General features: G+C 44.6%; 29 protein-coding genes and 1 pseudogene. 23 read left to right on the top strand and 7 right to left on the bottom strand.

Going from position 1 to position 26856, the window contains the following annotated elements; translation table 11 throughout:
* Positions 1 to 19: 19 nt before the first annotated feature.
* Entirely contained in the window at positions 20 to 1153 is a 1134-nt protein-coding gene (locus tag NST62_RS06855) for an NADH-dependent flavin oxidoreductase (RefSeq protein WP_342463251.1), read from the top strand.
* Between the two features lie 90 nt (positions 1154 to 1243).
* Here NST62_RS06855 and NST62_RS06850 read toward each other — a convergent pair whose 3' ends face one another.
* Both NST62_RS06850 and NST62_RS06845 read right to left on the bottom strand, forming a co-directional pair.
* Positions 1244 to 1399: a hypothetical protein gene (locus NST62_RS06850; protein ID WP_181733251.1), complete on the bottom strand. Its 156-nt coding sequence runs from the start codon at positions 1397 to 1399 to the stop codon at positions 1244 to 1246.
* Between the two features lie 31 nt (positions 1400 to 1430).
* Entirely contained in the window at positions 1431 to 2234 is an 804-nt protein-coding gene (locus NST62_RS06845) for an EcsC family protein (RefSeq protein WP_141602552.1), read from the bottom strand.
* Positions 2235 to 2374: 140 nt separating this feature from the next.
* Between NST62_RS06845 and NST62_RS06840 the strand changes: the two genes are divergently transcribed.
* The 4 genes from NST62_RS06840 (at position 2375) to NST62_RS06825 (ending at position 5798) form a co-directional block, all read left to right on the top strand.
* On the top strand, positions 2375 to 3346 hold the full coding sequence (locus NST62_RS06840; protein WP_141602551.1) for a D-glycerate dehydrogenase: 972 nt from the start codon (positions 2375 to 2377) through the stop codon (positions 3344 to 3346).
* 4 nt (positions 3347 to 3350) lie between these two features.
* Complete coding sequence (locus NST62_RS06835; RefSeq protein WP_181733250.1) at positions 3351 to 4484, top strand: glycerate kinase; 1134 nt, start codon at positions 3351 to 3353, stop codon at positions 4482 to 4484.
* 267 nt (positions 4485 to 4751) lie between these two features.
* Positions 4752 to 5357, top strand: a complete 606-nt coding sequence (locus NST62_RS06830; RefSeq protein ID WP_328216121.1) for a YpjP family protein — start codon at positions 4752 to 4754, stop codon at positions 5355 to 5357.
* A 162-nt stretch (positions 5358 to 5519) separates the two neighbouring features.
* Entirely contained in the window at positions 5520 to 5798 is a 279-nt protein-coding gene (locus tag NST62_RS06825; protein WP_141602548.1) for a phage holin, read from the top strand.
* A 65-nt stretch (positions 5799 to 5863) separates the two neighbouring features.
* Here the strand turns inward: NST62_RS06825 and NST62_RS06820 are convergent, their stop codons facing one another.
* Positions 5864 to 6328, bottom strand: coding sequence for a hypothetical protein (locus tag NST62_RS06820; RefSeq protein ID WP_141602547.1), 465 nt, complete (start codon positions 6326 to 6328; stop codon positions 5864 to 5866).
* Between the two features lie 167 nt (positions 6329 to 6495).
* Between NST62_RS06820 and NST62_RS06815 the strand changes: the two genes are divergently transcribed.
* From NST62_RS06815 to msrB, 16 genes and pseudogenes are all read left to right on the top strand, one after another.
* The gene (locus NST62_RS06815) at positions 6496 to 6840 is read left to right on the top strand and encodes a hypothetical protein (RefSeq protein WP_328220057.1); all 345 of its coding nucleotides are present in this window, start codon (positions 6496 to 6498) and stop codon (positions 6838 to 6840) included.
* Between the two features lie 512 nt (positions 6841 to 7352).
* Entirely contained in the window at positions 7353 to 8309 is a 957-nt protein-coding gene (locus NST62_RS06810; RefSeq protein WP_141602545.1) for a thymidylate synthase, read from the top strand.
* 28 nt (positions 8310 to 8337) lie between these two features.
* Positions 8338 to 8814, top strand: a complete 477-nt coding sequence (gene folA / locus NST62_RS06805) for a type 3 dihydrofolate reductase (protein WP_141602580.1) — start codon at positions 8338 to 8340, stop codon at positions 8812 to 8814.
* A gap of 484 nt (positions 8815 to 9298) precedes the next feature.
* The gene (locus NST62_RS06800) at positions 9299 to 10006 is read left to right on the top strand and encodes a CoA transferase subunit A (protein WP_141602544.1); all 708 of its coding nucleotides are present in this window, start codon (positions 9299 to 9301) and stop codon (positions 10004 to 10006) included.
* Positions 10006 to 10659, top strand: a complete 654-nt coding sequence (locus NST62_RS06795) for a CoA transferase subunit B (protein ID WP_141602543.1) — start codon at positions 10006 to 10008, stop codon at positions 10657 to 10659. The genes NST62_RS06800 and NST62_RS06795 overlap by 1 nt, the downstream gene beginning before the upstream one ends.
* 104 nt (positions 10660 to 10763) lie before the next feature.
* The gene (locus tag NST62_RS06790) at positions 10764 to 11408 is read left to right on the top strand and encodes a TetR/AcrR family transcriptional regulator (RefSeq protein WP_328216139.1); all 645 of its coding nucleotides are present in this window, start codon (positions 10764 to 10766) and stop codon (positions 11406 to 11408) included.
* A gap of 30 nt (positions 11409 to 11438) precedes the next feature.
* A complete protein-coding gene (locus tag NST62_RS06785; RefSeq protein ID WP_141602541.1) occupies positions 11439 to 12581 on the top strand; it encodes an acyl-CoA dehydrogenase in 1143 nt (380 codons plus the stop codon).
* Between the two features lie 19 nt (positions 12582 to 12600).
* Positions 12601 to 14244, top strand: a pseudogene (locus tag NST62_RS06780) (AMP-binding protein); the annotation flags it as partial.
* Positions 14245 to 14293: 49 nt separating this feature from the next.
* Positions 14294 to 15652 carry an acetyl-CoA carboxylase biotin carboxylase subunit gene (locus NST62_RS06775; RefSeq protein WP_328216123.1) on the top strand — a complete coding sequence of 453 codons (1359 nt, stop codon included), beginning with the start codon at positions 14294 to 14296 and terminating at the stop codon, positions 15650 to 15652.
* 172 nt (positions 15653 to 15824) lie between these two features.
* On the top strand, positions 15825 to 16040 hold the full coding sequence (locus NST62_RS06770; RefSeq protein ID WP_141602579.1) for an acetyl-CoA carboxylase biotin carboxyl carrier protein subunit: 216 nt from the start codon (positions 15825 to 15827) through the stop codon (positions 16038 to 16040).
* A 10-nt stretch (positions 16041 to 16050) separates the two neighbouring features.
* On the top strand, positions 16051 to 16983 hold the full coding sequence (locus NST62_RS06765; RefSeq protein ID WP_141602538.1) for a hydroxymethylglutaryl-CoA lyase: 933 nt from the start codon (positions 16051 to 16053) through the stop codon (positions 16981 to 16983).
* A complete protein-coding gene (locus NST62_RS06760; RefSeq protein ID WP_141602537.1) occupies positions 16961 to 17743 on the top strand; it encodes an enoyl-CoA hydratase in 783 nt (260 codons plus the stop codon). The genes NST62_RS06765 and NST62_RS06760 overlap by 23 nt, the downstream gene beginning before the upstream one ends.
* 40 nt (positions 17744 to 17783) lie before the next feature.
* Complete coding sequence (locus tag NST62_RS06755) at positions 17784 to 19322, top strand: acyl-CoA carboxylase subunit beta (protein ID WP_141602536.1); 1539 nt, start codon at positions 17784 to 17786, stop codon at positions 19320 to 19322.
* A 296-nt stretch (positions 19323 to 19618) separates the two neighbouring features.
* A complete protein-coding gene (locus NST62_RS06750) occupies positions 19619 to 20197 on the top strand; it encodes a YpmS family protein (RefSeq protein ID WP_328220054.1) in 579 nt (192 codons plus the stop codon).
* 11 nt (positions 20198 to 20208) lie between these two features.
* Positions 20209 to 20742, top strand: a complete 534-nt coding sequence (msrA, locus tag NST62_RS06745) for a peptide-methionine (S)-S-oxide reductase MsrA (protein ID WP_141602534.1) — start codon at positions 20209 to 20211, stop codon at positions 20740 to 20742.
* Complete coding sequence (msrB, locus tag NST62_RS06740) at positions 20729 to 21169, top strand: peptide-methionine (R)-S-oxide reductase MsrB (protein WP_181733257.1); 441 nt, start codon at positions 20729 to 20731, stop codon at positions 21167 to 21169. The genes msrA and msrB overlap by 14 nt, the downstream gene beginning before the upstream one ends.
* Positions 21170 to 21229: 60 nt before the next feature.
* Here the strand turns inward: msrB and NST62_RS06735 are convergent, their stop codons facing one another.
* Genes NST62_RS06735 through NST62_RS06725 form a run of 3 tightly spaced genes read right to left on the bottom strand, consistent with a single transcriptional unit; the run spans position 21230 to position 24576 of the window.
* A complete protein-coding gene (locus NST62_RS06735) occupies positions 21230 to 22384 on the bottom strand; it encodes a Ger(x)C family spore germination protein (RefSeq protein ID WP_328216124.1) in 1155 nt (384 codons plus the stop codon).
* Positions 22381 to 23838, bottom strand: a complete 1458-nt coding sequence (locus tag NST62_RS06730) for a spore germination protein (RefSeq protein WP_342463250.1) — start codon at positions 23836 to 23838, stop codon at positions 22381 to 22383. Before NST62_RS06730 ends, NST62_RS06735 begins: the two co-directional genes overlap by 4 nt.
* Before the next feature lie 15 nt (positions 23839 to 23853).
* Positions 23854 to 24576 (bottom strand): GerAB/ArcD/ProY family transporter, encoded by a 723-nt coding sequence (locus NST62_RS06725; RefSeq protein ID WP_342463284.1) that lies wholly within the window; start codon positions 24574 to 24576, stop codon positions 23854 to 23856.
* 133 nt (positions 24577 to 24709) lie between these two features.
* Between NST62_RS06725 and NST62_RS06720 the strand changes: the two genes are divergently transcribed.
* On the top strand, positions 24710 to 25912 hold the full coding sequence (locus NST62_RS06720; protein WP_027725900.1) for a transposase: 1203 nt from the start codon (positions 24710 to 24712) through the stop codon (positions 25910 to 25912).
* 114 nt (positions 25913 to 26026) lie between these two features.
* Here the strand turns inward: NST62_RS06720 and NST62_RS06715 are convergent, their stop codons facing one another.
* The gene (locus tag NST62_RS06715; protein WP_342463249.1) at positions 26027 to 26425 is read right to left on the bottom strand and encodes a GerAB/ArcD/ProY family transporter; all 399 of its coding nucleotides are present in this window, start codon (positions 26423 to 26425) and stop codon (positions 26027 to 26029) included.
* A gap of 178 nt (positions 26426 to 26603) precedes the next feature.
* On the opposite strand from NST62_RS06715, the gene NST62_RS06710 reads away from it, so the two are divergent.
* The gene (locus NST62_RS06710; RefSeq protein ID WP_141602529.1) at positions 26604 to 26831 is read left to right on the top strand and encodes a YozE family protein; all 228 of its coding nucleotides are present in this window, start codon (positions 26604 to 26606) and stop codon (positions 26829 to 26831) included.
* Positions 26832 to 26856: the final 25 nt, after the last annotated feature.

The following is a 26856-nucleotide window of genomic DNA, read 5'->3' as shown; positions in this document are numbered from 1 at the left end:
CTGTTTGGGAGGAAATTATATGAAAGAGAAATATAAAGATTTATTCACCCCTTTTACATTTCCGAACGGTGTAACTTTGAAAAACCGCATCGTCATTGCTCCAATGACGCACTGGTCATCCAATCCGGACGGTTCGGTTTCGGAAGTTGAATTAAAATACTACGCCCGGAGATCTTCGGGTGTCGGCGCGGTCATTACGGCCTGCGCCTATGTCGCCGCGAACGGCAAGGCGTTCCACGGGCAGTTTTCCGCCGACCGTGATGACATGATTCCGGGTTTGCGAAAAGTGGCAAAAACGATCCAGGAGCAGGGAGCAAAAGCCATTCTGCAAATTCACCACGGCGGAAGATTATGCCCTCCGGAACTTGTGCCGAATGGAGATATTGTCAGCGCCAGCGCGGTGCCGGCTGAACGGCCGGGGGCAAAAACGCCTCGCGCATTGACCATCCCTGAAATCGAAGAACTTGTCGAGGCCTTTGGAGAAGCGACCCGCCGCGCGATTGAAGCGGGGTTTGATGGCGTGGAAATCCATGGGGCGAACGGCTATTTGATCCATCAATTTTTCTCGCCTCACTCCAACCGACGGGACGACCGGTATGGAGGCACGCTCGAAAAACGGATGACCTTCCCGCTTGAAATCATCAAGAAAGTCAAAAGCGTGGTTGCCCAATATGCGAAATCCCCGTTCATTGTCGGATACCGGTTCTCGCCGGAAGAGCCGGAAAGACCCGGAATTACCATGGACGACACCCTTGCCTTTGTGGATGTACTGGCAGATCAGGGACTGGATTATCTTCATGTTTCCTTGCACGATTTCCGTTCCACGCCGAGAGATGGCGTCGAAGACTTGAATAAAACTCGGATTGCCTATTTGCTTGAAACAATCGGTGGCCGTGTGCCGCTCATTGGTGTCGGTTCCATTATTACGGCTGATGACGCGAAGGAAGCGCTGGATACCGGGGTTGCCCTTATTGCGATTGGCCGAGAGTTGATCGTGGATCCGGATTGGGTGCAAAAAATACAGGAAGGTCGGGAAGACGAAATCGCCACTTGCATCTATCCGGACCAGCAGGAAGAATTGGTGATCCCGGATGGCCTATGGGAACAAATCATGACCAGACCCGGCTGGTTCCCGGTAAAAGAGCGCCAATAGGTTTTACCATTGGCTGCGAAGGATGCCGCATAAAAGTTAAAATAATGAAACCACCAGATTCATCTGGTGGTTTTATTTTTTCATTCAACTTTAAGAAATCCTGTTGTTTTCTTTGATCCCCCAAAATAGAAAAAGGGCGCCAATAAGGAAAAACAACCATTCTTTTGCAAAACCCAAAATCAAAAATACCACACCGGGAACGAAAAATCCTGCGACACGCGGGTCTTTATAATGAATTGGTTTCAAATGAGTCCTCCTTTAAACATGTTTTCCATTTCTACGCCGTGCCCGACGCCTTCAATCTCTCCTTCACCCTTCTCTTCCGATAAAGCATGCTCCCCGCTTCGGCTATGTCTTCCATCATGCTTCGGTTCGCAAAGGCTCCGAAAATGATTCCGGCAACCGGTATTGCCTGGAAAAATTTCTTCCATCCAAATTGGTCGCGGAAGGAATAAAACACTTCCTGCCATCCTTTCAGCTGCTGAATCATGTCCCCGGAAGGCTTTTCATCCATTCGCGAAAGCTCTTTCAAAATCGCTTCCTTTCCGACAATATCGGCAAGGGCGAATTGCAGACATTTGACAATGAAGATCCGTTCCTTTTTGTCATTCGGGTCGTAACCATGGATGATGGCAATTTCCTGCAATGTTTTCAAGGCAAGCCCCAAAATTACCGGAACATCCACCACAAGTGTAAACAATCCTCCGACGCCGGTTGTAGCGCCCTGCACAGTGGCAAATGCCGCCCGGCTTTTTGAAAACTGTTCCGTGATCCGTTTCATCTCTTCAATCGGCAAATTCCGAATTTTTTCTAAACTGTGGATATTTTGATATGAAGACAATTTATTGATTTTATCGATGGTGGCCAATTCATTGACCAAATACTTTCCGCCTGTCTGGATGTAGCTCCCCAGTTCATCCACCAGTTCCGCGATTTTCTTTTGGATCCATTTCGGCGTCACTTTGTCCAACAATTTAAAAGGGAGCCTTCCAAGTTTTTCCCAAAAAAATAACCCTTTTTGTCGCTTTTCCCAAGTTTCGATTTCTTTCAAATATGCCAGCAATTGCTCCTTTGTTTCCAACGGTCATTCCCCTATTCGTTTTTAACTTGCATTATTTGTAGATGTTGCCTATTTATACGAACCGTGCCGCGAAAAAGTTTCGCCTAAGACAAAAGGAAAATCAATGGGAATAAAGAATATTTATAGGGAGGAGTGATATCATGGCCAAGATTTTTGTAACGAGCAAAATCAGCGAATCGGCATTGGATCTATTAAAATCTGTCGGAGAAGTGGAAGTGTGGGAGAGTGAAGAAACGCTCAACGGCGATGCGCTTTTTGAAAAAATGAAAGATAAAGATGCGGTTCTGACAATGGTAAACAATTTTGTGACCGATGATATGATCAGCCGGGCGTCGAATCTGAAAATTATCGGCAATTGCGGTGTCGGCTATAACAATATCGATATCGAATCCGCGGAAAAGCACGGCGTCATCGTGACCAACACCCCGGATGTGCTGAACGATGCCACGGCAGATCTGACTTGGGCATTGATCCTCGGGATTGCGAGAAGGATTGTTGAAGCGGACAAGTTTGTAAGGGAAGGAAAGTTTAAAGGCTGGCTGCCGCATTTGTTCATCGGCAATATGGTGTACGGCAAAAAGCTTGGCATTATCGGAATGGGACGGATTGGCACGGCCGTTTGCGAGCGGGCAAAAGGGTTTCATATGGAAGTGTACTATTATAACCGGCGCCGTCTGCCGAACGAAAAGGAAGAGGCGCTGAACGCGCGATATATGGATTTGGAAAGCCTGCTCCGGGAGTGCGACTACATCACCATTCATGCGCCGTTAAACGAGGATTCCTATCATTTGATTGGCAGGGATGAATTGAATTTAATGAAAAAGGATGCCTATTTGATCAACACATCCCGAGGACCGCTGATCGATGAACAGGCATTATACGAGCATTTGAAAGCCGGAAAGATTGCCGGCGCGGCGCTGGATGTTTATGAACATGAACCCGAGATTGTGGAAGGGATGACCGAATTGGACAACGTCATTTTGCTTCCGCATATCGGAAGCGCCACTTATGAAACGCGTACGAAAATGGCGGAGCTTGCGGCGAACAATATCGCCAACGTGTTGTCGGGAAAAGCTCCGATTACACCTGTTACGAAAATGAATGAAAGGTGAGAATATGAAAATTTTAATAGCTCCGGATTCTTTCAAAGGCTCCCTTTCATCGAGGGAACTATGCCGGGCAATCAGGCACGGTATTGAAAAAGTGGCGGAAGCTGAAGTGGTGGAAGTGCCGATATCCGACGGAGGGGAAGGTTTTCTGGAAAGCATTTGCGTTTCCAAACCGCTGCAAATGGAGTCCGTCAATGTAAAAGACCCTTTGGGACGGATAATCAGGGCGGAAATGGCGTTTGACCCGACGAGGCAAACGGCATTCATCGAAATGGCGAAAAGCACGGGTCTGACGCTTGTTTCGGAAAATGAACGAAATCCGTATCAATCCTTCAGTTATGGTGTGGGGGATTTCGTTTTGCATGGCCTGGACAAGGGATTGCGAACGTTTATCATCGGCCTCGGAGGCAGCGCCACCAATGATGCGGGAATCGGCATGCTGCTTGAACTGGGCGTGGTTTTTCTCGATGCGGATGGAAATCCGGTCCGGATTGATTCATTGGCAGACATTCGGAAAATCGCTTCTCTGGATATAAGCAGGATGGATTCGCGGCTTTTTGATTGCAAGTTTATTTTGGCAACGGATGTCAATAATCCGCTCTGCGGAAGGAATGGGGCGACGTATGTTTTTGGGCCGCAAAAGGGGATTGCCAAGAAAGATCTGCAGGGAATCGATAACATTTTATCCCATTATGGCGCGGTGCTGGAAAAGCAGTTTCAAAAGGAGTTAAAAAATCGCCCTGGAGCCGGTGCCGCTGGGGGAATCCCTGTTTCGTTCCTTGCTTTATTTGAAACGGAAATCAGGCCGGGGATTGAAATCATATTGGAAAATGCGAAATTAAAAGAGCTGCTTCCGGAGATGGATTTTGTCATTACAGGCGAGGGCAGGCTTGACCGGCAAACCTTCAGCGGGAAAGTCATCAAAGGGATCTGCGACTTGGCCAATTCTTGTTCGGTGCCCGTCATCGCCATCTGCGGCAGCATCGATTGTTCCCGTCAAGAAATTAAGAAAATGGGGCTCCTTGCGGCATTTTCCATTTGCAAAGGTCCGACTTCATTGGAAGAATCGATGAATCATGCGGGAGAACTCGCTGAGGAACTGGCGGAGAATCTTGGGGAGCTGATGGCTGGAAGAAAATAAAAAGCGCTGCCGGAGATGGAGGCAGCGCGTTAAAGAAAAAATAAAAAGCCGCATAAAAGCAGCTTTTTATTCTGCGAAACAGAATGATACCAAGTATGCTAAATAAAGAATGAATCCGATTCCAATAGTGACTGAGGCCATATTTTTCCCTCCTTGACATAGAACACAATGGTCAATTCCTTAGATATTTTACTATGAAAAAACAAATTATGAAACCTTTTTGTCGAAATTTTGTAGATAGTATTAATAGATTCGTATAAGCGAGTGATGAGATTGAAAAAGTGGCTGAAACAATCTCTTGTATTTTTGGTTGCCCTGATTACATTAGGGTTCATTCCTCCAAGCCATTCCATCTGGGAACAATTAGAAAATGGACAAGATTCGAACCGGACAACAAGTTCCGATTATAACAATATAGATGTCCAGGAAGAGACAGTTGGAGAGGCCCCTTCCGAAGAGGGACTTGCAGCTGATGATCCGATTGGTTCGATTATCCGGCTTGCGCATGAACAATCCTACATAAAATTCGGTTCAAAAATTGGTCCGGTCATCGAAGACGAATTCGAAGAAAGAATTTTCCCGGCGATGGCGCAGATCATCGCCTCCAAGCTGGATCGTTTGGACGATCAAGCCAAACAGTACTTGACAATCACCGAAAAACCCGGCGGAAATTATTCGGAAAAAATATTCCACATCGCTGATGGAAGAACGGGCAAAGATTTGCTGCGCTTCCATGTTCGCACCGAAAAGCGGCCACAGGAAGGCTATTATTATAATTTCCACTATCACACTTATGAAGATGATTACGAGTCGCACTATACCATCGGAGATATTTATTATTCCAAAAACACCCCTCCGAAATGGCTGTCGTAAAGTCATGGGTGAAGGGGGTCAATATTGGCGATTAAAGATGGGCGGCCATTGTTAATAAACAGTCCGGAAATAACAACTCCCCAAATGGACAAATACCCTTCATAAATAAGGCGAAAATTTAATAAAGTGAAGTAAAAAGTTGAAAAGAAATGGGGAAGTTATTTGAAAATCAATTGGAGAGTCAGATTCAGCAGGCATAATTTAGCGTTTATCGTCCGCTTTGTCGGGGCTTTGCTGATTCCGGTTCTGGCATATCTTGGCATACAGTTCGAGGATTTGAACAGTTGGCCGGCCCTTTGGGATTTGTTGGTTAAATTCTTGTCGAACCCGTTTTTGATCGGCCTCGCTATTGTCAATGCCATCAACATGATCCCGGATCCGACGACAAAAGGGTTTTCCGACAGCCAGCGCGCAATGACATACAAAAAGCCGGCCAAGTAAAAAAAGTGAAGCAGGATTTAAGTTCCAGCTTCACTTTTTTTGTCCTCCGGCAAGCCGTTTGCCAATCAGTCCACCTTTTCGATTTTCAGCCCTTCGATTTGCTGAATCAAACTTTTGCAATGGTCGGAACGGAACGAAAATTCCCCAAATTCTTCGTGCGTCGTGCATGTGAACCAGGCAAAATTGTTTTTGATAAAGGTCAAGTCTTCCGGCAATCGGGGAGCCACCCAGCCGTATAAATTATCCGATAATTGTTGCAGCAATTTGCAGGTGTCTTTATTCGCTTCTATCACATATACCGTCGCGGCCGGGCCTTTTGTAATGGTATTTGCCCATTTTTTAGTTTTATAGGTTTCCTTCATATAAGGACGAAATTGTTCAATGACTTCTTTGTCATACTTCAATTCTTTTCTTGTCACAAAATAGAACAGATCCGAATGGTCGCATAATACTTTCATTAACCGCCTGTAAGTCGATCCTGCGGGATTTTCGGCCAATCTCCAATATTCCACTTTATCACCCGAATTCATCTTTTTAATCGTTTTATATCCATTATATTCCAATAAATTTTTATTCCGCAATAACTTTTATAATAGTTTAAAAGTTTGAAAAAGTCAAAAAATTTTCAAATTAAATGAAAGGGTTTTGATCCTTTTTGTCGAAAATAAATAGTAACATATGAACGGAAGGAGGAAGAATGATGGAAATTTTGGTTGCCAGAGATCTGATTGTGGATGATTTGGGAAACTATTATGTTGCCTATGCCCAGGAGGACAACAAGTTATATATTACGAACGCATTCCAGTATTATTCCTTTAACCGGATTTTGAATGACGCTTTCGTGGACGACGTGGAACAAAAATATGCCAGATCGGTTGCGGTAGGCCAGTACTTCCTCGACTCGCTCAGAAACAAAATCGAAGGACTTGAAAGAAAAAATTATCCAGGAGGAATTTACAATTTAAACGAAGTAACAGAATACTATGATATTGAATATAATCCGTTCTACGAAAAAGATTTCACAGTCGCAGACCCTATTTAAAGGCACTCTCCCTTGAGGGTGCTTCTTTTTTCTTTAATCGTTTGCAATTCCCTGCGGGCGAAAGGATGATTCGCTTTTTGCCGGAAGCGGCTTCATGGGTTGCGGGAATAAAAAATCATGAAATAAAAAAGCTGATTCGGGATATGAATCAGCTTTTTGCATTAATCTGTAAAACATAAGCTTGTTAAGTAGATTACGTATAATATTAATCCGATGCCGATTGAAACTTCCGCCATTTTGATCCCTCCCGCTCAGTCTGGTTATTTATAGTTTATACTAAATATTCGGAAAATAGAAGTTTGTTGCCCGATATCGCCTTGATATTCTGTTTTATGTACGATAATTTGTTATAATTGCGGTTTCTGTTCTTTGAAAGTTCATGTTAGAAATAAAGTTTATGATTATGATATGATAAAAGTTGATTTTTTATTCATAAGGAATTGATAAATTTTATTTCATCATTATTCCATAATACAATTAGATCAATTTACATAAGACGGGAGAGTATGGATATGCGCCATCCGGAATATGCCTATTTGGATTTATTGCGATACATTTTAGACCATGGAGTGAAGAAAGAGGACAGAACGGGAACGGGTACCATCAGCATTTTCGGCTATCAGATGCGTTTCGATTTGAGCAAGGGGTTCCCTCTGCTTACCACTAAACGCATTCCTTTCAAACTCGTGGCGAGCGAATTGTTGTGGTTCATTAAAGGGGATACGAATATCCGTTATTTGCTCGAACATAACAACCATATTTGGGACGAGTGGGCGTTCAAAAAATGGGTGGAATCCGAGGAGTACGACGGACCGGATATGACAGACTTCGGTCTTCGCGCGGCACAGGACGAAGAATTTGCCAAAATCGTGGACGAGCAAATGAAAATTTTCCACGAAAAAGTGCTGACCGATGATGCCTTTGCGGAAAAATACGGTGACCTGGGGCCGGTCTACGGCAAGCAATGGAGAAGCTGGCCGGGCGTTAACGGCGAAACGATTGACCAGTTGAAAAATGTGATTGAACAAATTAAACGGAATCCGAATTCCCGCCGCTTAATTGTTTCCGCCTGGAATCCGGCGGAAGTGGAGGATATGGCTTTGCCGCCATGCCATACGCTGTTCCAATTCTATGTGGCGGAAGGAAAGCTTTCATGCCAGCTTTATCAGCGCAGTGCGGACGTTTTTTTGGGCGTGCCGTTCAACATTGCGTCATACGCCTTGTTGACGCATTTGATTGCCCGTGAATGCGGACTTGAAGCCGGAGAATTCATTCACAGTTTCGGCGATACGCATATTTATTTGAATCATTTGAACCAGGTGAAGGAACAGCTTTCCCGTAAACCGCGCCCGCTTCCGACTTTAAAAATCAATCCGGAGAAAAAATCCGTCTTTGATATCGAACTGGATGATTTGTCGATTGAAGGCTACGATCCGCATCCGACAATCAAGGCGCCTGTAGCGGTTTAAGGCAACATGGACCAAGGAGAGATTGATGATGATTTCATTAATTGTTGCTCACGACAAAAATCGCGTCATTGGATATAAAAACGAAATGCCTTGGCATTTGCCGGGCGATCTGAAATATTTTAAAGAAACGACAATGGGCAAGCCGATCATCATGGGAAGAAAAACCTTTGAATCCATCGGGCGGCCTTTGCCCGGCAGAAGAAATATTGTGATTACAAGAAACAAAGGATACCATCATGATGGAATCGAAGTGGCGTCCAGTCTGGATGAGGCATTGAGGCTTGCGGGCAATGCCGGGGAAATTATGGTGATTGGCGGAGAACAAATTTTCAAGCTGGCCCTTCCCCTTGCCGACCGGTTGTATGTGACGCACATCGACCACGAATTTGTCGGTGATACTTATTTCCCGGAATACGGGGATGAATGGAAAGTGATATCCAAAAGTGAAGTGTATGAAACGAAGGAAGGCTACACGTATCAATACGTTGTCTACGAAAGGAAATAAGCTGGCCGGTTATCTGGCTTGTTCCTGAAAATCTCCATTGGGCTTGTGGCATCAAATCTGACGGCTTGCCCGTAAACTTTCCGAATAAATAAGGGCTGTCCAAAAATGTAGGGCAGCTTTTTTTTTTTTGGAAATGTCGGTTCAATTTGCCAGACGGCTAAATAAGCTGCAATCATTCCCGATACCAATATAAAAAATATCTTTTCCTCACAATAGAAATCAATCGGCGTCCGGAGAGCATCGGCCTTCCAGACGGCTTTTTTTCAATTATCGCCTTTATGATGTGTTTAAACTTCTGAAAACGGGTAATAAGTGTTATGTCGGAAAATCTGTTATAAAGAACAAAAAATATGATTTTCCGAGAATTTTGTCGCTTAAAATATAATTCGCCGCCGCCCGAAATGAAGTATAAATCCTTTTCCCCCCTCATATCTATAAATTATAGTGGGACAGTTATTGCTTAATAGACAAGGAGGAGTGCAAGATGTCAAAGGTCTTTTCTTCCTTCGAAGATGCCATTTCCGATTTGAAAGATGGCGATACGATTATCGTCGGGGGATTCGGTTTATGCGGTATTCCGGAAAAAGCGATTGAAGCCATTTTAAGAAAAGGCACGAAAAATTTGACCGTTGTCAGCAACAACTGCGGAGTGGACGACTGGGGACTCGGTCTTTTGCTGAAGAATAAGCAAATCAAAAAAATCATCGCTTCCTATGTCGGTGAAAATAAAACCTTTGAACAGCAATTTTTAAATGGCGAAATAGAAGTTGAGCTGACTCCTCAAGGCACGCTTGCGGAACGGATTCGCGCGGGGGGCGCGGGGATTCCCGCATTCTATACGGCAACAGGTGTCGGTACGCCGATTGCGGAAGGAAAGCCGACAAAAGTGTTCGACGGCAAGACGTACATCGAAGAGCGGGCCATTGTCGGGGATTTTGCCTTTGTAAAAGCTTGGAAAGGAGACAAACTTGGAAATTTGGTTTACCGCAAAACGGCAAGAAACTTTAATCCATTGGCGGCGATGGCCGGAAAAATCACGATTGCGGAAGTGGAAGAGCTGGTGGAAGTCGGAGAGCTCGACCCGGATGAAATCCACACGCCAAGCATCTATGTTCAACGCATTTTAGTGGGAGAACGCTATGAAAAGCGCATTGAAAAATTGACGACAAGAAAAGAGGAGGTTCTACGCTGATGGCTCTCACAAATCGGGAGAGGATTGTGAAACGGGCGGTGCAGGAAATCCGGGACGGCATGTACGTGAACCTGGGAATCGGGATGCCGACGCTCGTGGCCAATGAAATACCAAAAGACTACCAGGTAATGTTGCAGTCGGAAAATGGTTTGCTTGGCATCGGCCCTTATCCGACGGAATCGGAAGTGGATCCGGATTTGATCAATGCCGGGAAAGAGACGGTGACAGCCGTCAAAGGAGCCGCATTTTTCGATAGTGCCGAATCTTTTGCGATGATCCGCGGCGGACATTTGGATTTGGCTATTTTAGGGGGGATGGAAGTATCCGAAAAAGGCGATTTGGCCAACTGGATGATTCCGGGCAAGTTGGTCAAAGGCATGGGCGGCGCGATGGATTTGGTGCATGGGGCCAAACGCGTAGTGGTCATCATGGAGCATTTGTCCAAAAAAGGGGAACCGAAAGTCCGGAAGGAATGCACGCTTCCGCTGACAGGGCAGGGCGTGGTGGACCGCCTGATTACGGAACTTGCCGTATTCGATTTTACCGATGAAGGCATGGTGCTGATAGAAAAATCAAAGGATATCACATTGGAAGAACTGAAAAGCAAAACGGAAGCGGACTATATCGTCTCTCCAAATCTCGTAGAATGGTAACTGGATTTTTGATAGAAAAATTTAATTGATTTAGTCATAAAATGCTAGAAAAATAAATATATTTCTAATAGTGTGTTTCAATGTCGATTACCGAAAGGCGGTAAATAATGAAAAAAACATTGAAAGAACGGATCTTGGAAACATCGATTCAACTATTCCAGCAACATGGGTACCACGGAGTTACAGTGGACGAAATTGTGGCTGAAGCTGGCACGTCCAAAGGCGGATTCTACCACAATTATAGATCAAAAGATGAACTTTTATATGAAATCCACGATGTTTTCATTTCCTACGTCAATAAAAAAGCGGAAGAATCTTATGGAGAGAATAGGACGCCTGTGGCAAGATTGGCCGCCATCCTGGATTCGTTTGTAAAAGTTTTTGATTTATACAAGCCGCATATTACGGTGTTTTATGAGGAAAGCACCTACCTGCATGATGAATTCAAGGAAATTATCAATGAGAAACGGGACCGTTTCCGAAAATTGCTGGAAACTGTCATTATTGAAGGCCAGGAAAGCGGCGATTTCCGGAAAGAATTGCCAGCAAACATTGTCACTATGTCGATCATCGGTATGGTGAATTGGACGTATAAGTGGTACAAGCAGGAAGGGCCACTGACGATAGAAGAAATCGCGGCAATTTTCAAAGATATGATTTTCAGATCGATCGTCACACCGCAAGGATATTCCGAAGCACATAATTTAAAGCAAATTATAGAAGCACAAGCGAAAATACAAACCGACTAGTCGGTTTTTGTCAAGTGGGGGGAAATGTTCATGGACTTTGAATTAACGAAGGAACAATTGATGATTCAAGAAATGGTAAGAGATTTTGCAGAAAAGGAAATTAAACCGTACGCCAGAGAAAATGATCAGCAATCCAGATTCCCAATCGAAACATTCAAAAAAATGGGTGAACTTGGCTTATTGGGCATTCCGTTTCCGGAAGAGTACGGTGGCTCCGGCGGCGACACCATCTCCTATGCCATCGCCGTAGAGGAGATCGGAAAAGCTTGCGGCGGTACAGGGCTCAGTTACGCCGCGGCCATCAGTTTGGGGGCATCGCCGATCTATTATTTCGGAACGGAAGAACAAAAACAAAAATGGCTCGTTCCGATGGCCAAAGGGGAAGCGCTCGGATCTTTCGGCTTGACGGAACCGAATGCCGGATCTGACGCAGGCGGCACCAGAACGAAAGCGGTACTCGACGGCGATGAATATGTCATCAATGGGGAAAAGTGCTTCATCACGAACGCCGGCTATGCGAGACAAATCATTGTAACAGCGGTAACAGGTGAAAGGGAAGACGGCAAAAAGATCATTACTTCCTTCATCGTTCCGACAGATGCGCCTGGCGTAACAATCCGCTGCGACTACGACAAATTGGGCGTCCGCGCTTCCAATACATGCGAAATTGTTTTGGAAAATGTCCGTGTCCCAAAAGAAAATATATTGGGCGATCCAAAGCGGGGTTATAGCCAGTTCCTGCATACATTGGACGGAGGGCGGATTTCCATCGCGGCCCTTTCGGTAGGGATTGCGCAAGCCGCTTATGAAAAGGCGTTGCAATATGCCAAAGAAAGATATCAATTCGGACAGCCGATTTCAAAATTCCAGGCCATCCAGTTCAAATTGGCCGATATGGCGATGGAAATCGAATTGGCACGCAACATGGTGTACAAAGCGGCATGGTTGAAAGACAACAAAAAACCGTTCAGCAAAGAAGCGGCTTTCGCAAAACTTTTCGCATCGGAAATGGGATTCAGGGTGTGCAATCAGGCCCTTCAAATCCACGGCGGCTATGGATACATGAAAGACTACGATGTGGAAAGACATTTGCGCGACATCAAACTGATGGAAATTGGCGAAGGCACTTCGGAAGTTCAACGACTTGTGATATCCCGTTTAATCGGTTGCTAATAAATTTCGAAGGAGGAATGGGATGGCAGATTTAGTTTACAAAACAATTGGTCAGTTGTTGGAGGAGCAGGCGGAAAAATATCCGGATAAGGAAGCGGTTGTTTATTCAGACCGAGATTTGCGACTAACGTATAAGGAATTCAATGAATGGTCCGATCAAGTGGCAAAAGCGCTGATCGCCCTTGGCATCGAAAAAGGAGACCACATCGCTGTTTGGACATCCAACGTTCCTGAATGGGTCGCTCTGCAATTTGCGACAGGCAAAATGGGCGCGCCGCTTGTGACGGTCAATACGAATTACCGGGCCGCGGAGTTGGAATATTTATTGAAACAGTCCGATTCCCAGACGCTCGTCCTGATTGAACAATATAAAGATCACCGCTATATCGATACGCTTTATGAAATTTGCCCTGAACTAAAGAATTCCAGGCCGGGCGAACTGAAATCAAAACGTTTGCCGATGCTGAAAAATGTCATTCTCATCGGTGACAGCCAATATGACGGGGTTTATAACTGGAATGACGTCATCCAATTGGCGGACCAAGTTTCAGATGAAGAATTGGAGAAGCGAAAAGCTTCATTGCATTATAACGATGTCATTAATTTGCAATATACATCCGGAACGACGGGATTCCCGAAAGGTGTCATGCTGACACATTTCAATATAGTCAATAACGGCATTAATATTGCGGAATGCATGAAATTGACACCTGAGGACCGGCTCTGCATTCCTGTTCCGTTCTTCCATTGCTTCGGCTGCGTCATCGGTACGATGGCCATCGTTTCCGCGGGCGGAACAATGGTGCCGATCCAGGAATACAATCCGGTGGAAGTGCTGAAAACGGTGGAAAAAGAAAAGTGCACCGCGCTGCACGGCGTACCGACAATGTTCATCAGCGAATTGAACCTGCCGAACTTCGATGAATTCGATTTATCTTCATTGCGCACCGGCGTCATGGCGGGGTCCAACTGTCCGGAAGAATTGATGAAGAAAGTCATCCACAAAATGAACATGAAGGATATTACCATCTGCTATGGACAGACAGAGTCTTCGCCAGTGATTACGCAAACGCGCACAGATGATCCATTCGAGTTGAAAGTGAGCACGGTTGGACGGGCATTGCCGAATGTGGAAGTGAAAATCATCGACCCGAAAACGGGCGAGGAAGTGCCGCCGAATACGCAAGGCGAGCTTTGCACGAGGGGCTATCATGTAATGAAAGGCTATTACAATAATTCGGATGCGACAAAAGAAGCCATCGACGAGGACGGCTGGCTGCATACGGGAGACCTTGCCACAATGGATGAAAACGGCTATGTGCGCATTACCGGCCGCCTGAAAGATATGATCATCCGGGGAGGGGAGAACATTTACCCTCGTGAAATCGAGGAGTTCTTATATAAAAACCCGAAAATTTACGATGTGCAGATCGTTGGTGTTCCGGATGAGAAATACGGGGAAGAAGTGGCCGCCTTTATCATCCTGAAGCAGGGTGAAACTGCGACGGAAGAAGAAATCCGGGAGTTTTGTGAAGGCAAAATTTCGAAACATAAAATCCCGAAATACATTTTCTTCGTTGACAAGTATCCTATGACGGCATCAGGAAAAATCCAGAAATATAAGTTGAAAGAACAATTTACATCAAAACTTGTGCATAAATGAGATGAAGTGACAGCACATTTCTTACATGACAGGAAGGGGAACAGCGCCGATGTTTAAAAAAATATTGATTGCCAATCGCGGCGAGATTGCAAGAAGAATTATCCGCACCTGCAAAAGATTGAACATTCAGACAGTCGCAGTGTATTCGGAAGCGGACAAGGATTCCCTGTTCGTCCGCGAAGCCGATAAGGCATACGAAATTGGCAAGCCTCCCGTCGCCTTGAGCTATTTAAATATCGACAAAATCATTGAAACGGCGAAAAAAGCGAATGCGGAAGCAATCCATCCGGGCTACGGATTGCTTTCCGAAAATCCGAATTTTGCGAAACGCTGCGAAGAAGAAGGAATCGTGTTTATCGGGCCCAAACCGGACGTCATTGCGGCAATGGGCAGCAAGCTTGAAGCCCGCATCAAAATGAAGGAGGCGGGTGTGCCGATTATTGAAGGCGTCAATGTCGCCATCGAAAGTGTGGAAGAAGCGTTGAAAGAGGCGGAGCAAATCGGCTATCCGCTTATGCTGAAAGCGTCCAGCGGTGGCGGCGGCATCGGCATGCAGCGGATTCACAACCAGGAAGAATTGGCGAAAGCCTTCGAAGGCAATAAAAAACGCGCTCAATCCTATTTCGGTGACGGCACGATGTATATCGAAAAATATATCGAAAACCCGCACCATGTGGAAGTGCAAATCCTGGCGGATGCCCATGGCAATGTCGTGCCGCTGTTTGAACGGGAATGTTCGATCCAGCGCCGGAACCAGAAGGTGATCGAAGAAGCGCCATCGCCGACGATTTCGGATGCGACGCGGGAAAAAATGCTGGAAGCGGCCGTCCGCGCGGCAAAATATATTGGATACACAAATGCGGGAACATTCGAGTTTTTGGTGGATGACAAGGAGAATTTTTACTTCCTGGAAATGAATACCCGCTTGCAAGTGGAGCATCCGGTGACGGAGGAAATCACGGGAATCGATCTGGTGGAGCAGCAAATCCGGATTGCCCAAGGGCTTCCGCTCGAAATTGCCCGCGAATCGTTGAAAATAAATGGACATGCCATTGAAGCGCGCATCTATGCGGAAGATCCGGTGACGTTTTATCCTTCCCCTGGCGTAATCGGTTCTCTGCAATTGCCTGAAGGCGAAGGCGTCCGCAATGATTGCGCAGTGGAATCGGGGGCGCAAGTGACGCCATTCTATGATCCGATGATCGGGAAGCTGATTGTCCATGGAAAAACTCGGGAAGAAGCGGTTAAGCGTCTTGTGGAAGCATTGAAGTTATATAAAGTTGAAGGAATCAAAACCAACATTCCGATGCTATTGAAAATTGCGAGTCACGAACAATTTATTAAAGGAAATATTACAACCAGCTTTGTGGAGCGATATTACTTGCCCGAAGTTCAGGTGACGAAATAATTCAACGGGGAAGGATGCGGATGGTTTGTGCAGGTTTGTTTCTGTGGAAAGTGACAAGGCTTATGCATGAGTGAAGAGCATCGCACAAGCAGGGCACACCAACCGCATTTTCCCCAGTTAATTACAATTTGAATACCAGTTTTTTCAAAATATTTTCGGAGGGATGATCATGATGTCAACAATAGTGAAAGCAAATATGGCAGGAACAGTTTGGAAAATCGTTGTATCAGAAGGAGAGCAAGTGGAAGCGGGACAAGATGTGGTTATTTTGGAATCCATGAAAATGGAAATTCCGATTGTGGCGGAAACTTCCGGAACTGTCAAGAAAATTTTTGTGCAAGAAGGCGATTTTATCAACTTGGATGACGATATTATCGAAATCGAATAGGGGGAAAAGGATGAAACTTCCAGCCAAAGTGACCATCAAAGAAGTCGGTCCAAGGGACGGTTTGCAGAACGAGCCAAACTTTATCGAAACAAAAGACAAAGTCGATTGGATCAACTTGTTGAATCAAACCGGTTTATCCTACATCGAAGTATCCTCCTTCGTTCATCCGAAGTGGATTCCCCAATTGGCGGACAGCGAACAGGTGCTGAAATCCATCAGGCGGAAACCCGGCGTGACTTACGCTGCCCTTGTGCCGAATATCCGCGGACTTGAGCGGGCGCTGAACTGCCAAGTTGATGAAATCAGCGTCTTCATGTCCGCCAGTGAAGGCCATAACCAAAAAAACATTAATAAAACGATTGATGAGACGTTTCCTGTATTAAAAGAAGTGGTGGATGAAGCGAAAAAAGCGAATCTGAAAGTGCGCGGCTATGTATCGACGGTCATTGCCTGCCCTTATGATGGGCCGGTGGAGCCTGAACAGGTGCTGAAAGTCGTTGACCGCCTTGCGGAAATGGGCGTATACGAAATTTCATTGGGTGACACAATCGGCGTCGGCGTTCCGACTCAAGTGGAAAGATTGCTTGAAACATTGCTGAAGCATTTTCCGCCTCGACTGTTTGCAATGCATTTCCACGATACAAGAGGAACGGCCCTTGCCAATGTGCTGAAATCCTTGGAAATGGGCATCACGGCTTTCGACAGTTCGTTAGGAGGCCTTGGAGGATGCCCTTATGCAAAAGGCGCGTCCGGCAACGTTTCCACGGAAGATTTGAACTATCTGCTCACAGGCATGAACATTGACACCGGTTTGAATCCGCAAGCATTGATCGAAGCGGCTTTCTTCATCGAAGAAAAACTCGGCAAGAAATTGCCATCCAAACAGATGGTAATTGCCAGAAACGAAAGGAGCGCGAACATTGACAACGCTCGTACAGTTTAAGGAAATCGAAAAAGGCATCGGTTTAATCACCCTGAACCGTCCGGAAGCGGCGAATGCATTATCCCTTCAATTATTGAAGGAACTCAATGAAACGTTAAACGACGTCGCCAAAAACCGGGATATCCGTGTCGTTTTAATCACCGGCAGCGGGGAAAAAGCCTTCTGTGCCGGCGCGGATTTAAAAGAGCGGAAAACGATGAATGAACAGCAGGTGCGGGAAACGGTCCGCCTTATCGGCAGCACGGTGAACCAGGTCGAAGCGTTGCCGCAACCGGTCATAGCCGTGATGAACGGTGTGGCCTTTGGCGGAGGATTGGAGCTTGCTTTGGCCTGCGACATCCGCGTGGCCAGCACGGAAGCGAAAATGGGATTGACGGAAGTGTCTCTCGGAATTATCCCGGGAGCGGGCGGGACGCAAAGGCTTCCTCGCCTGATTGGCGTCGGCAAAGCAAAAGAATTGATTTTTACCGCCCGAAGAATTTCTGCCAATGAAGCTCTGGAAATCAATCTTGTCAATGCGGTGTATGATAAAGAGCAGCTGTTGGAGAAAGCGACGGAATTGGCATTGGAGATTGCGAAAAATGCGCCGTTATCTTTGATCCAAGCAAAGGTGGCCATCAACAAAGGTATTGAAACGGATTTAACCACGGGGCTGAAAATCGAGGAATTGGCATACAACGAACTGCTCCACACCGAAGACCGCATGGAAGGGCTGGTGGCTTTCCAGGAAAAAAGGCAGCCGCAATATCAAGGAAGATGACATTCCTGTGACGCAAAAGAACACAAAGGAGGAATCATCCATGAATGATACAGAAACAAAAAAAACACACGCGGATTTATTGGAAGAAATCAAAAAAGGCGGCCATGAGAAATATCATCAAAAGAATAAAGAACAAGGAAAATTATTTGCACGCGACCGGCTAAAATTGCTTCTTGATGAGGGAGAATACATCGAGGACGGCATTTTCGCAAACTGTGCCGCTGGTGATTTGCCGGCGGACGGCGTAGTGACAGGAGTCGGAAAAATCAATGGGAAAACGGTTTGCTTTATGGCCAATGACTCCACGGTAAAAGCAGGATCGTGGGGCAAGCGGACAGTAGAGAAGATTATACGCATCCAGGAAACCGCGGAGAAACTGGCTTGTCCCATCATTTATTTGGTGGACTCCGCGGGAGCACGGATAACGGACCAGGTGGAAATGTTCCCTGGCCGCAGAGGGGCGGGGCGCATTTTCTATAACCAGGTGAAACTCTCGGGGAAAGTGCCGCAAGTTTGTTTATTGTTCGGCCCTTCCGCAGCGGGAGGCGCATACATTCCTGCATTCTGTGATGTGGTCATCATGGTGGAAGGCAATGCTTCCATGTATTTGGGTTCGCCGCGCATGGCCGAGATGGTCATCGGGGAGAAAGTGGATCTGGAAACGATGGGCGGAGCAAAAATGCACTGCACGGTTTCCGGCTGCGGAGATGTGCTTGCCAAAACAGAAGAAGAAGCCATTGAGTATGCCAGAAAATATTTAAGCTATTTCCCTGGAAACTTCCGGGAAAAGCCTCCGGCGGCGGCACCGAAGCTTCCTGCAAATTTTGAGAAAACAATTGAAGAAATCATTCCAAAGAATCAAAACGTTCCTTTCAATATGTATGATTTAATCGACCGCATCATTGACGAAGGTTCTTTCTGTGAAGTGAAGAAGCTGTTTGCAGCTGAACTCATTACAGGTTTTGCGAGAATCGATGGACAAGCGGTAGGCATTGTTGCGAACCAGCCGAGAGTCAAAGGCGGGGTATTGTTCCATGATTCCGCGGACAAAGCGGCGAAATTCATCAGCCTGTGCGATGCGTTCAACATCCCGCTGATTTTCTTGGCGGACGTACCAGGTTTTATGATTGGTACGCAAGTGGAAAGACAGGGCATCATCCGTCACGGCGCCAAAATGATTTTTGCCATGAGTGAAGCGACAGTGCCGAAATTGACGGTTATTGTACGGAAAGCATACGGTGCAGGATTGTATGCGATGGCCGGTCCCGCTTTTGAACCGGATTGCGTGATTGCGCTGACTACTGCTCAAATCGCCGTAATGGGCCCGGAAGCGGCGGTCAATGCGGTGTACGCGAACAAGATTGCCCAGTTGCCAAAAGAGGAGCAGCAAGCTTTTATCGAGCAAAAACGCCAGGAATACCGGGAAGAAATCGATATATATAAATTGGCTTCCGAATTGATTGTCGACGATGTGATCGAACCGAATCAATTGCGGGAAGTGTTGACTGCACGGCTTCATGCATATTCATCCAAATATATGGTATTTTCTGAGCGCAAGCATGGCGTCAGCCCGGTATAATGGGGAAAATGTACGGAAACAGAGCGAGAAAAGCGTTTCGCTCTGTTTTTTTATTTTCTCTAAATGCAATGATCCCAGTCTTTTTGGAAAGGACCATCCATTTGTCATCTATTTGAAAAATGGCCGTATGGGGAGAAGCGCCTTTAATAAAGCAAATAGTTTTCTATTTCCAAAAATTTTTCATACAATTTATAATAAAGTTTGCCAAAATAAAGTATATTTTATAGAGTTTGAAGCATACTAAAAAATTAGTGCAGATTGAATCACTATTCATTTTTTGATAGGAGTGTCATAGAATGAATGTTTGGAAAGTCGCCTTTTTTACATTGTTGGGTTCAATTGTTTTATTGTTTGCATTTGTGATTTATTGGGCGACTTCACCAGGAGATACAGCGATACCGGCTCCACAGGCATCGGAAGTTGAGCCTGAGGACAGTGTCCTCTATGTGGAAACGACGGCAAAGGATTTTGAAAAATTGGCGATTAGATATATAAAGAAGGAATTAAAAAACTCGTCGTTGCCTGTGGAATTTGAAGTAGATGATACCGTTCAGCTCTCAAGCGAGATTGTTGCATTCGGTTATAATGTTCCGGTTACCATGAAATTCAATCCGGTCGTCAATAATCAAGGCAATATCCATTTAGTCCAATCGGAAGTGAACGTCGGAAGTTTAAACCTTCCTCCTTCTGCGGTATTAAAATTATTGAGTCAGGCTGTGAAATTTCCTGACTGGATGATCGTTCGGCCGGATGCCAAAGAAATTTTTGTTGATTTATCCAACCTAACTTTGGCTTCCGGCGCAAAAGTGAAAGCGAAGGAAATTGATTTAGAAAATGATCGAATCCAATTGGAAATCGTGATACCAAATAAGTAGGAGTGAGTAAGATGGCCAAGGAACTTGCTACGTTTGCCGGCGGGTGCTTTTGGTGTTTGGTAAAGCCGTTTGATCGGCTGGAAGGAATCGAAAAAGTCGTTTCGGGCTATACGGGCGGACATGTGGAAAACCCGACTTATAAACAAGTTTGTTCAGGCACGACGGGACATGTGGAAGCGGTGCAAATCACCTATGATCCGGAAGTGATATCGTATGAAAAATTAGTGGACCTTTACTGGAAATTAATCGATCCGACCGATTCGGGAGGGCAATTCCACGATCGGGGCGAATCATACACAACGGCCATTTTTTATCATAATGAAGAACAGCGGAAAATTGCCGAAGAATCAAAAAAACGTTTGGAAGATTCCGGAAAGTTTGATAAGCCGATTGTCGTAAAAATCCTTCCGGCGAAAACTTTCTACCCTGCAGAAGAGTATCATCAGGATTTTTATAAGAAGAACCCGATCGATTATGAACGCTATTTTATCGGTTCGGGAAGGGCGCACTTCATCAAACGGCATTGGGGGGATATTGGTGAATAAGGAAGAACGGTTAAAGGATCTGACGCCGATGCAATATTATGTGACGCAACAAAACGGAACCGAGCCGCCGTATCAAAATGAATATTTCAATCATTTCCAGGAAGGCATCTATGTCGATGTCGTTTCCGGGAAGCCGCTTTTCAGTTCAAAGGACAAGTTTGACGCGGGTTGCGGATGGCCAAGCTTTTCCAAACCCATCCATCCCGATGAAATTGTTGAAAGATTGGATACTTCCCACGGTATGCGCCGAATCGAAGTCCGAAGCAAAACAGCCGACTCCCATTTGGGGCATGTATTTCCCGACGGCCCGCGTGAACTTGGCGGGCTCCGCTATTGCATCAACTCCGCAGCCCTGCGGTTCATTCCGAAAGAAAAGTTGGAGGAAGAAGGCTACGGCGAATATGCAAAGCTTTTTGAAAAAGAATAAATAAAAAAGATGATCCGGCTTGGGACGGATCATCTTTTTATTTTATAGCGAAAGATTGATTTAATCAGGTTTTTTGAGGGTATTTTTATATATCGTTCTTCCTGATTTTACTTTTTGAACGGTTACTTGCACATCGATGGAATCCTCAGTCAATGGGATAACTCCCTGATTTTCTAATTTTTTCCACACTTTTACATTTTTCCTGTACAATGATTCTGACAGGCGGTAGACATCGCAATTCTTTTCCAACCCCTTTTTATAGGTCTCCGTTACCGCCTTTTCAATGCTTTTTTCAACCGCTTTTGCAATGGCATCCTCGCTGACATTGATATTATAGCTGCTTACCAGGGCATCCGCTGATATGTCGATCTGAAACTTGACGTCAGTCCCCTTGACAATAGGCGTAATTTTCCGTTTCATATTTTTAATGGTAAAAGTAAAATCGGCATCACCGATTTTGGTTGTCACATAACCCGTAATGGATTCATTGGTCATAAATTGCAGGCCATTGGCGTCATCCTTTATTAAATACCCTTTAAATTCCTTCGGTGTCACGAGGGCCACCCCTTCGATATGAAAAGTGGTATCCGGTCCTGAAACCGTATTCCAATTATGTTTCACTCTTACATAAGGAATTTTCACTAAATGGTTCGGCTCGTTCAAATGGATAATCAGTTTCCGGACATTCATCGGTTCGATGAAAGAGTCCTGTTCGTAGGAGTTTAACGGGTTGGCCAGTTTTGTCAGCGTAATGGCTTTTTTCAGAAGCGGTGTTTCCAAAAAGAATTGTTCCAGCGGTTCGTTCGTTGCATAAATCCATGTTTGATATCGGGTATTGATATATCTGGAGAAGGAATTTAATACTTCATTGAGTTTTTCTTCCTGTTTCAGCAGCTCCTCGCCGAAAACAAGAAAGGTCAGATGCCCAAAGAAGATTTTTTCATCTACGCTGCGGATCATTTTCGCAATGGCTTCATCCACCGTTCTGCCGGTGCTGAGTCCCACTTCCGACTGCATCACGTCCTGGTTGATTTGTTCGGATCTTGCCACATTGGCGAAACTGATAAGTTGCATGTAGAAATAAAACTGGCCGTCTTTATAATCGAGTCCAACACCATGCAAATAAAGCATCCGGGCATTTTCTTCCGAATCCCAGCATCCCGTCAACAGAAACAGATTGGCAAGCAGCAAGAAATATATCATGTATTTTTTCATTGCAGTCCCTCATTGCTTGTTCTGGTGTCATCTTTTGTTTTCAGCATTCCCGGTCTTCGTTTATATTGGTTTGGAGTCAGGCGCATCAGGGTTTTGCTGATGGACGACCAGCTTAGTTCCGCGGAAAAATTTAAATAAGGCACTCCGAACACCCGCATGTTTGCCATGTATAAAAGGAGCAAAAACAGGCATATGAAAAAGCCGAACAATCCAAAAAAGGCAGTCACGACAATAAAAATGAAGCGGATGATGGAAATCAAAGTCAACAGCGACTGATTGGCAATGGTGAAAGTCGCGACGAAGGATAAAGCGATGATGACCAGCATTGACGGGCTTGTAATGCCGGCCCGTATCGCAGCGTCCCCGATAATGAGTCCGCCTACTACGCTGATGGTGCTTCCGATGGCCGTAGGGAATCGCATCGCGGCTTCCCGGAACAGTTCAAACATGATTAGAAGAATAATCATTTCCAATGCTGCCGGGAACGGCAGACCCCGGTTCGAAACTACCACTGTTGCAAGAAGCTGCAGCGGCAATTGATTTTGATGAAAAGTCGTCAGTGCCAGCCAAAAGGCGGGAAGGATGATTCCAATTATGATGCCGACTATTCTAAGCAATCTTTCGAAAGCGCTGAACAAAATCGGGTATTCAAAATCTTCCCCGGTTTTTAATAGGAAAAGAAAATTGACAGGCGTAATAATAGCATAGCTAACACCATCAATCAGAATCACAACCCGCCCCCGGACCAGCGAATGTATCGCGAAGTCGGGCCTGCCGGTATCATTCGTCCATGGCAGCAGCCATCGTTTTTTATCAATATGTTCAACGAGTGAATCTCCGTTCAACACAACATCCGTGTCAATCTTTTCTATCTGTTTTTTTATTTCCTGTACAATCTTTGTATTTGCGATATCTTGCATATATAAAACGGCCACGGTTGTTTTGGATCTGGCCCCCACGGAGATTTTTTCCACACACAGGGAGTTGGTCGGCAATCTTTTCCGGATGAGCGCAATGTTGGTGGCGAGATCTTCAATGAAGTTGTCCCTCGGTCCTTTGATGGCGATTTCCATTTTTGTTTCTTCCGGCTGGCGGTTCGGTTTTTTGGCGATATTGCATGTGAGGAGTAATTGCGATTCATTCAAGAAAATCGCCAATTTCCCGGAAAATACTTCCAGTATGATTGTTTCTTTGTCTTCAAGTTTCTTCAGTTCCGGAAACGGCATTCTTAACAATTGTTCTTCGTTTAACCCGCCTTCCGCCTTTTCAATGAATTTTTCCATCGAGGGCAAAATATATGAAAACAGGATTTGATTGTCGACCATGTCTTCGCAAAAAATGAATGTAAATGACACACCATGAATTTCAAAAGGGAAAAAAATTACGTCCTGGGCTTTTTGGAACAGCCCCCTCAAGGTTGTCAGGCTGATGGTTGAAGTCTCATCCAGGTTCATTTGCCATCACTACTTTCATTTCATATTTTGTTGAGCTGTTTTTTTATCGAAAAAGGCGATGATAATCAGCACAACAGAAAGAATGAAAATAAAAATAAATGTAAAATGGAGCAAATAGTAATTATTTAATAATAGGAAGAGATCGTCTTTCATAAGCAATAAAGATAGATTCAATATCAAAAAGGGCGGCATCAAATGCAGCCAGATTTTCTTCGGCTTTCCTGTGTAGTTTAGTATGTCACAAACAATAAATAATATGATTCCCACACGGATGAACGTTCCCGAAAGCCACTGATAAACGGACAAAAAGTCCATATGTTCGATGAACCGACCAATAGAAACCAGCGCCCATTCTTCGTATGCGGGAAAATGTTGTCTTGCGGCTTCGTCGGGGCCGAATTCGACAATGGCGCCGATTAAAGGGCCAAGGGTCAATCCGACAAACCAAAAAAAGATGATGCCGATATGATGCCATTTTAAAGGTTGTTTAAAATAATGCTGCAGGAAAAGGAGCAAAAACAATTCAATGAATCCGGATGCCGGAAAAATCATGGCCTTTATCACCGGCCCCATGCCATGCTCCAGAATTGGAAACATCAGTTCGTGATTTTTCACTTGAAGATTTGTAAATGATGCGTAGAAACCGAAAATGATGACGAAAAAGAGAATGTTGGCATTCACGCTTGCAATAGTCTGAATATTGGTGGATGCCAAAAGGAAACAAGCAATTGTATAAATGATAATTGAGCATTTTGCACATTTTTCAACCCAAGAGTCATAAGGTTTTCTAAAGCATAAAAAAGGACTTCACCCCTTATTTGTAGAATTTTGAAGTGACCAAACCACAAAAATCCATAAGGAGGAAGTCACTTTGTATATTCTACAAGAAAGTCTATTTTCCTTTGAAGAATTGCAAATTTTAGAGTCAAAAGAGAAATTACCGATCTTTTTTAGTGCTCTAGATTTGCGTCCTTATGCTAAACAATTGAAAAGTTCTTCACCCCAAGGGGCTGAAGGACATTCCAAAGAAGGGATATTAAGGGCTCTTATCGCTGCCCCATTAGAAGGTATTGATACTTTTACTTCTCTTCACAATCGATTAAAAAATGACCTGCGTTTTCGTTACCAATGTGGTTTAGATATTAGCAGGCCTGCACCATCCATCTCTACTCTTAGCCGAGTATTTTCTTCACTAACCAAAACTGGACTTGTGAAAAGAATCTTTCAAGATCTCGTCCAGTTAGCTCAAGAGGAAGGAGTAATTGATGGAAAACATCAGGCTATCGACAGTGCCGCCATTGATGCTTATGAAAAGAAGCAGCCTAAGAAGCGAAGTGAACAAACAGGCAACGCCAATTGGGGGGCAAAGTTTGATTCCTTCGGTAATAAAATTACTTGGTTTGGCTATAAGATGCATCTTTCCGTTGACACCAAAAGTGAATTACCAATGGCGATTGAAGTAACCCCTGCTCATATCAACGACGGGGATGTCGCACCACAATTAATTGAACAAGTAAAGAGTTGTACAAACTCTAAAATTGATTTCCTGATAATGGATGGTGGGTACGACCAGCTAAAAAACTACGAATCCGCCAAGAACATCGGGGCTCAAGCTATTATTCCACTCAATTTGCGTAATGAAAAGGAGCCTCCCGAAGGAATTGCCTCCAATGGAACCCCACGCTGTTCGATGGGGTACGAAATGACTTATTGGGGCGCCAATAAGGATCAGCTCAAATTCAGATGTCCACACGCAACCGGAAAAGTGGATTGCCCATTAGGAATGGCAGCCTGTTCATCCTCCAACTATGGAATGGTAGTAAAAATTAACGTGAATAAGGATCTTCGCCGGTACTCTAATCCACACCGCGATTCCAAACGTTGGAAAGAACTTTACAATGAGCGAACCAGTGTAGAACGGTGCAATTCAAGAATGAAAAGTTATCTTACAGCGAACTCCCTGCATGTGTGGGGAATCGATAAAGTAAAAACTCATATTTACTTGAACGCCATCGTATTACTGGTTTCAGCTCTCGCAATGGCAAAAGAGAGTAAAAAGCAACAAACCGCTTAAAAAATTTTTAAAGCGAAAAATTCTGCAAGTACGCCCAAAAAAGGACAAACAGAATATTTGTAAACCAAAGATACAAAATACCCCAATTTATTTGGGTTTCTTTTAAAACTCTTTTTAATAAAAATCTAATTTTGCAAAACTCTCAATTAATAAAACAACCGGCGTATTTTCTAAAAAGCTGGCAGTCACCCAAAGGATAGTTTCCCTCAATGTAAAAGCGGCGAGCAAATAAGCCAGAATGATAACGCTGAATAGAATGATTTTCGAACCCCATTTGCCGACCCGTTGTGCAAGCCAGTCTTTTAGCGGTTGACCTCGAGATTTTTTTTGTATATAAAGAATCCAAAGAATCCAAGGAAATATGATAATCCCGGTTAAAATCACCGAAATCCATCCATCCCGTTTAGCCGTTACCAAAATCGGAGAGATGACTGTTACATGATTTTTTAAACCGATTGAAGTCAGACATAGAAATATGACATGAAGAATGCTGATTTTGTATGAATTGCCCACATTCTCATCTCCCAGTCGTTCTTAGATGTATGTTAGTTTATCCAATTTAGTGTAAAATAATTAACATTCACCATTGTTTGAAATAGAGGAATGTTTTATCAATAATTTCTATATGATACAGATTAAATATGATGTGATGAGGTTTAGTCGGAAATTGACATAGAAATGGGGGAAATGTATGTATCAAAGTTTTTATCAATTTGCTCTATCTTACCGTGGGGGAGATGCATCCGACCCGAAAACAAGATTTGCGGAGAAAATGTTTCAGGACCATAGTTTTCCAAAGGTGAGCAGTTCTTTTGAAGAGCTTTCAAGCTATATTGAGACATTGGCGGATGAGGACCTGTCCACCCAAGCTTTTGACGAATTGTGGGAAATTTATCAGACAAAATTTCTTGAGGAATAAATATCATTGCATAATTCTTGAAAAA

Origin of the sequence: Ureibacillus sp. FSL K6-8385, from assembly GCF_038593155.1 — a bacterium.
GTDB lineage: Bacteria > Bacillota > Bacilli > Bacillales_A > Planococcaceae > Ureibacillus > Ureibacillus terrenus.
This window is presented reverse-complemented; position numbering and strand designations above follow the sequence as displayed.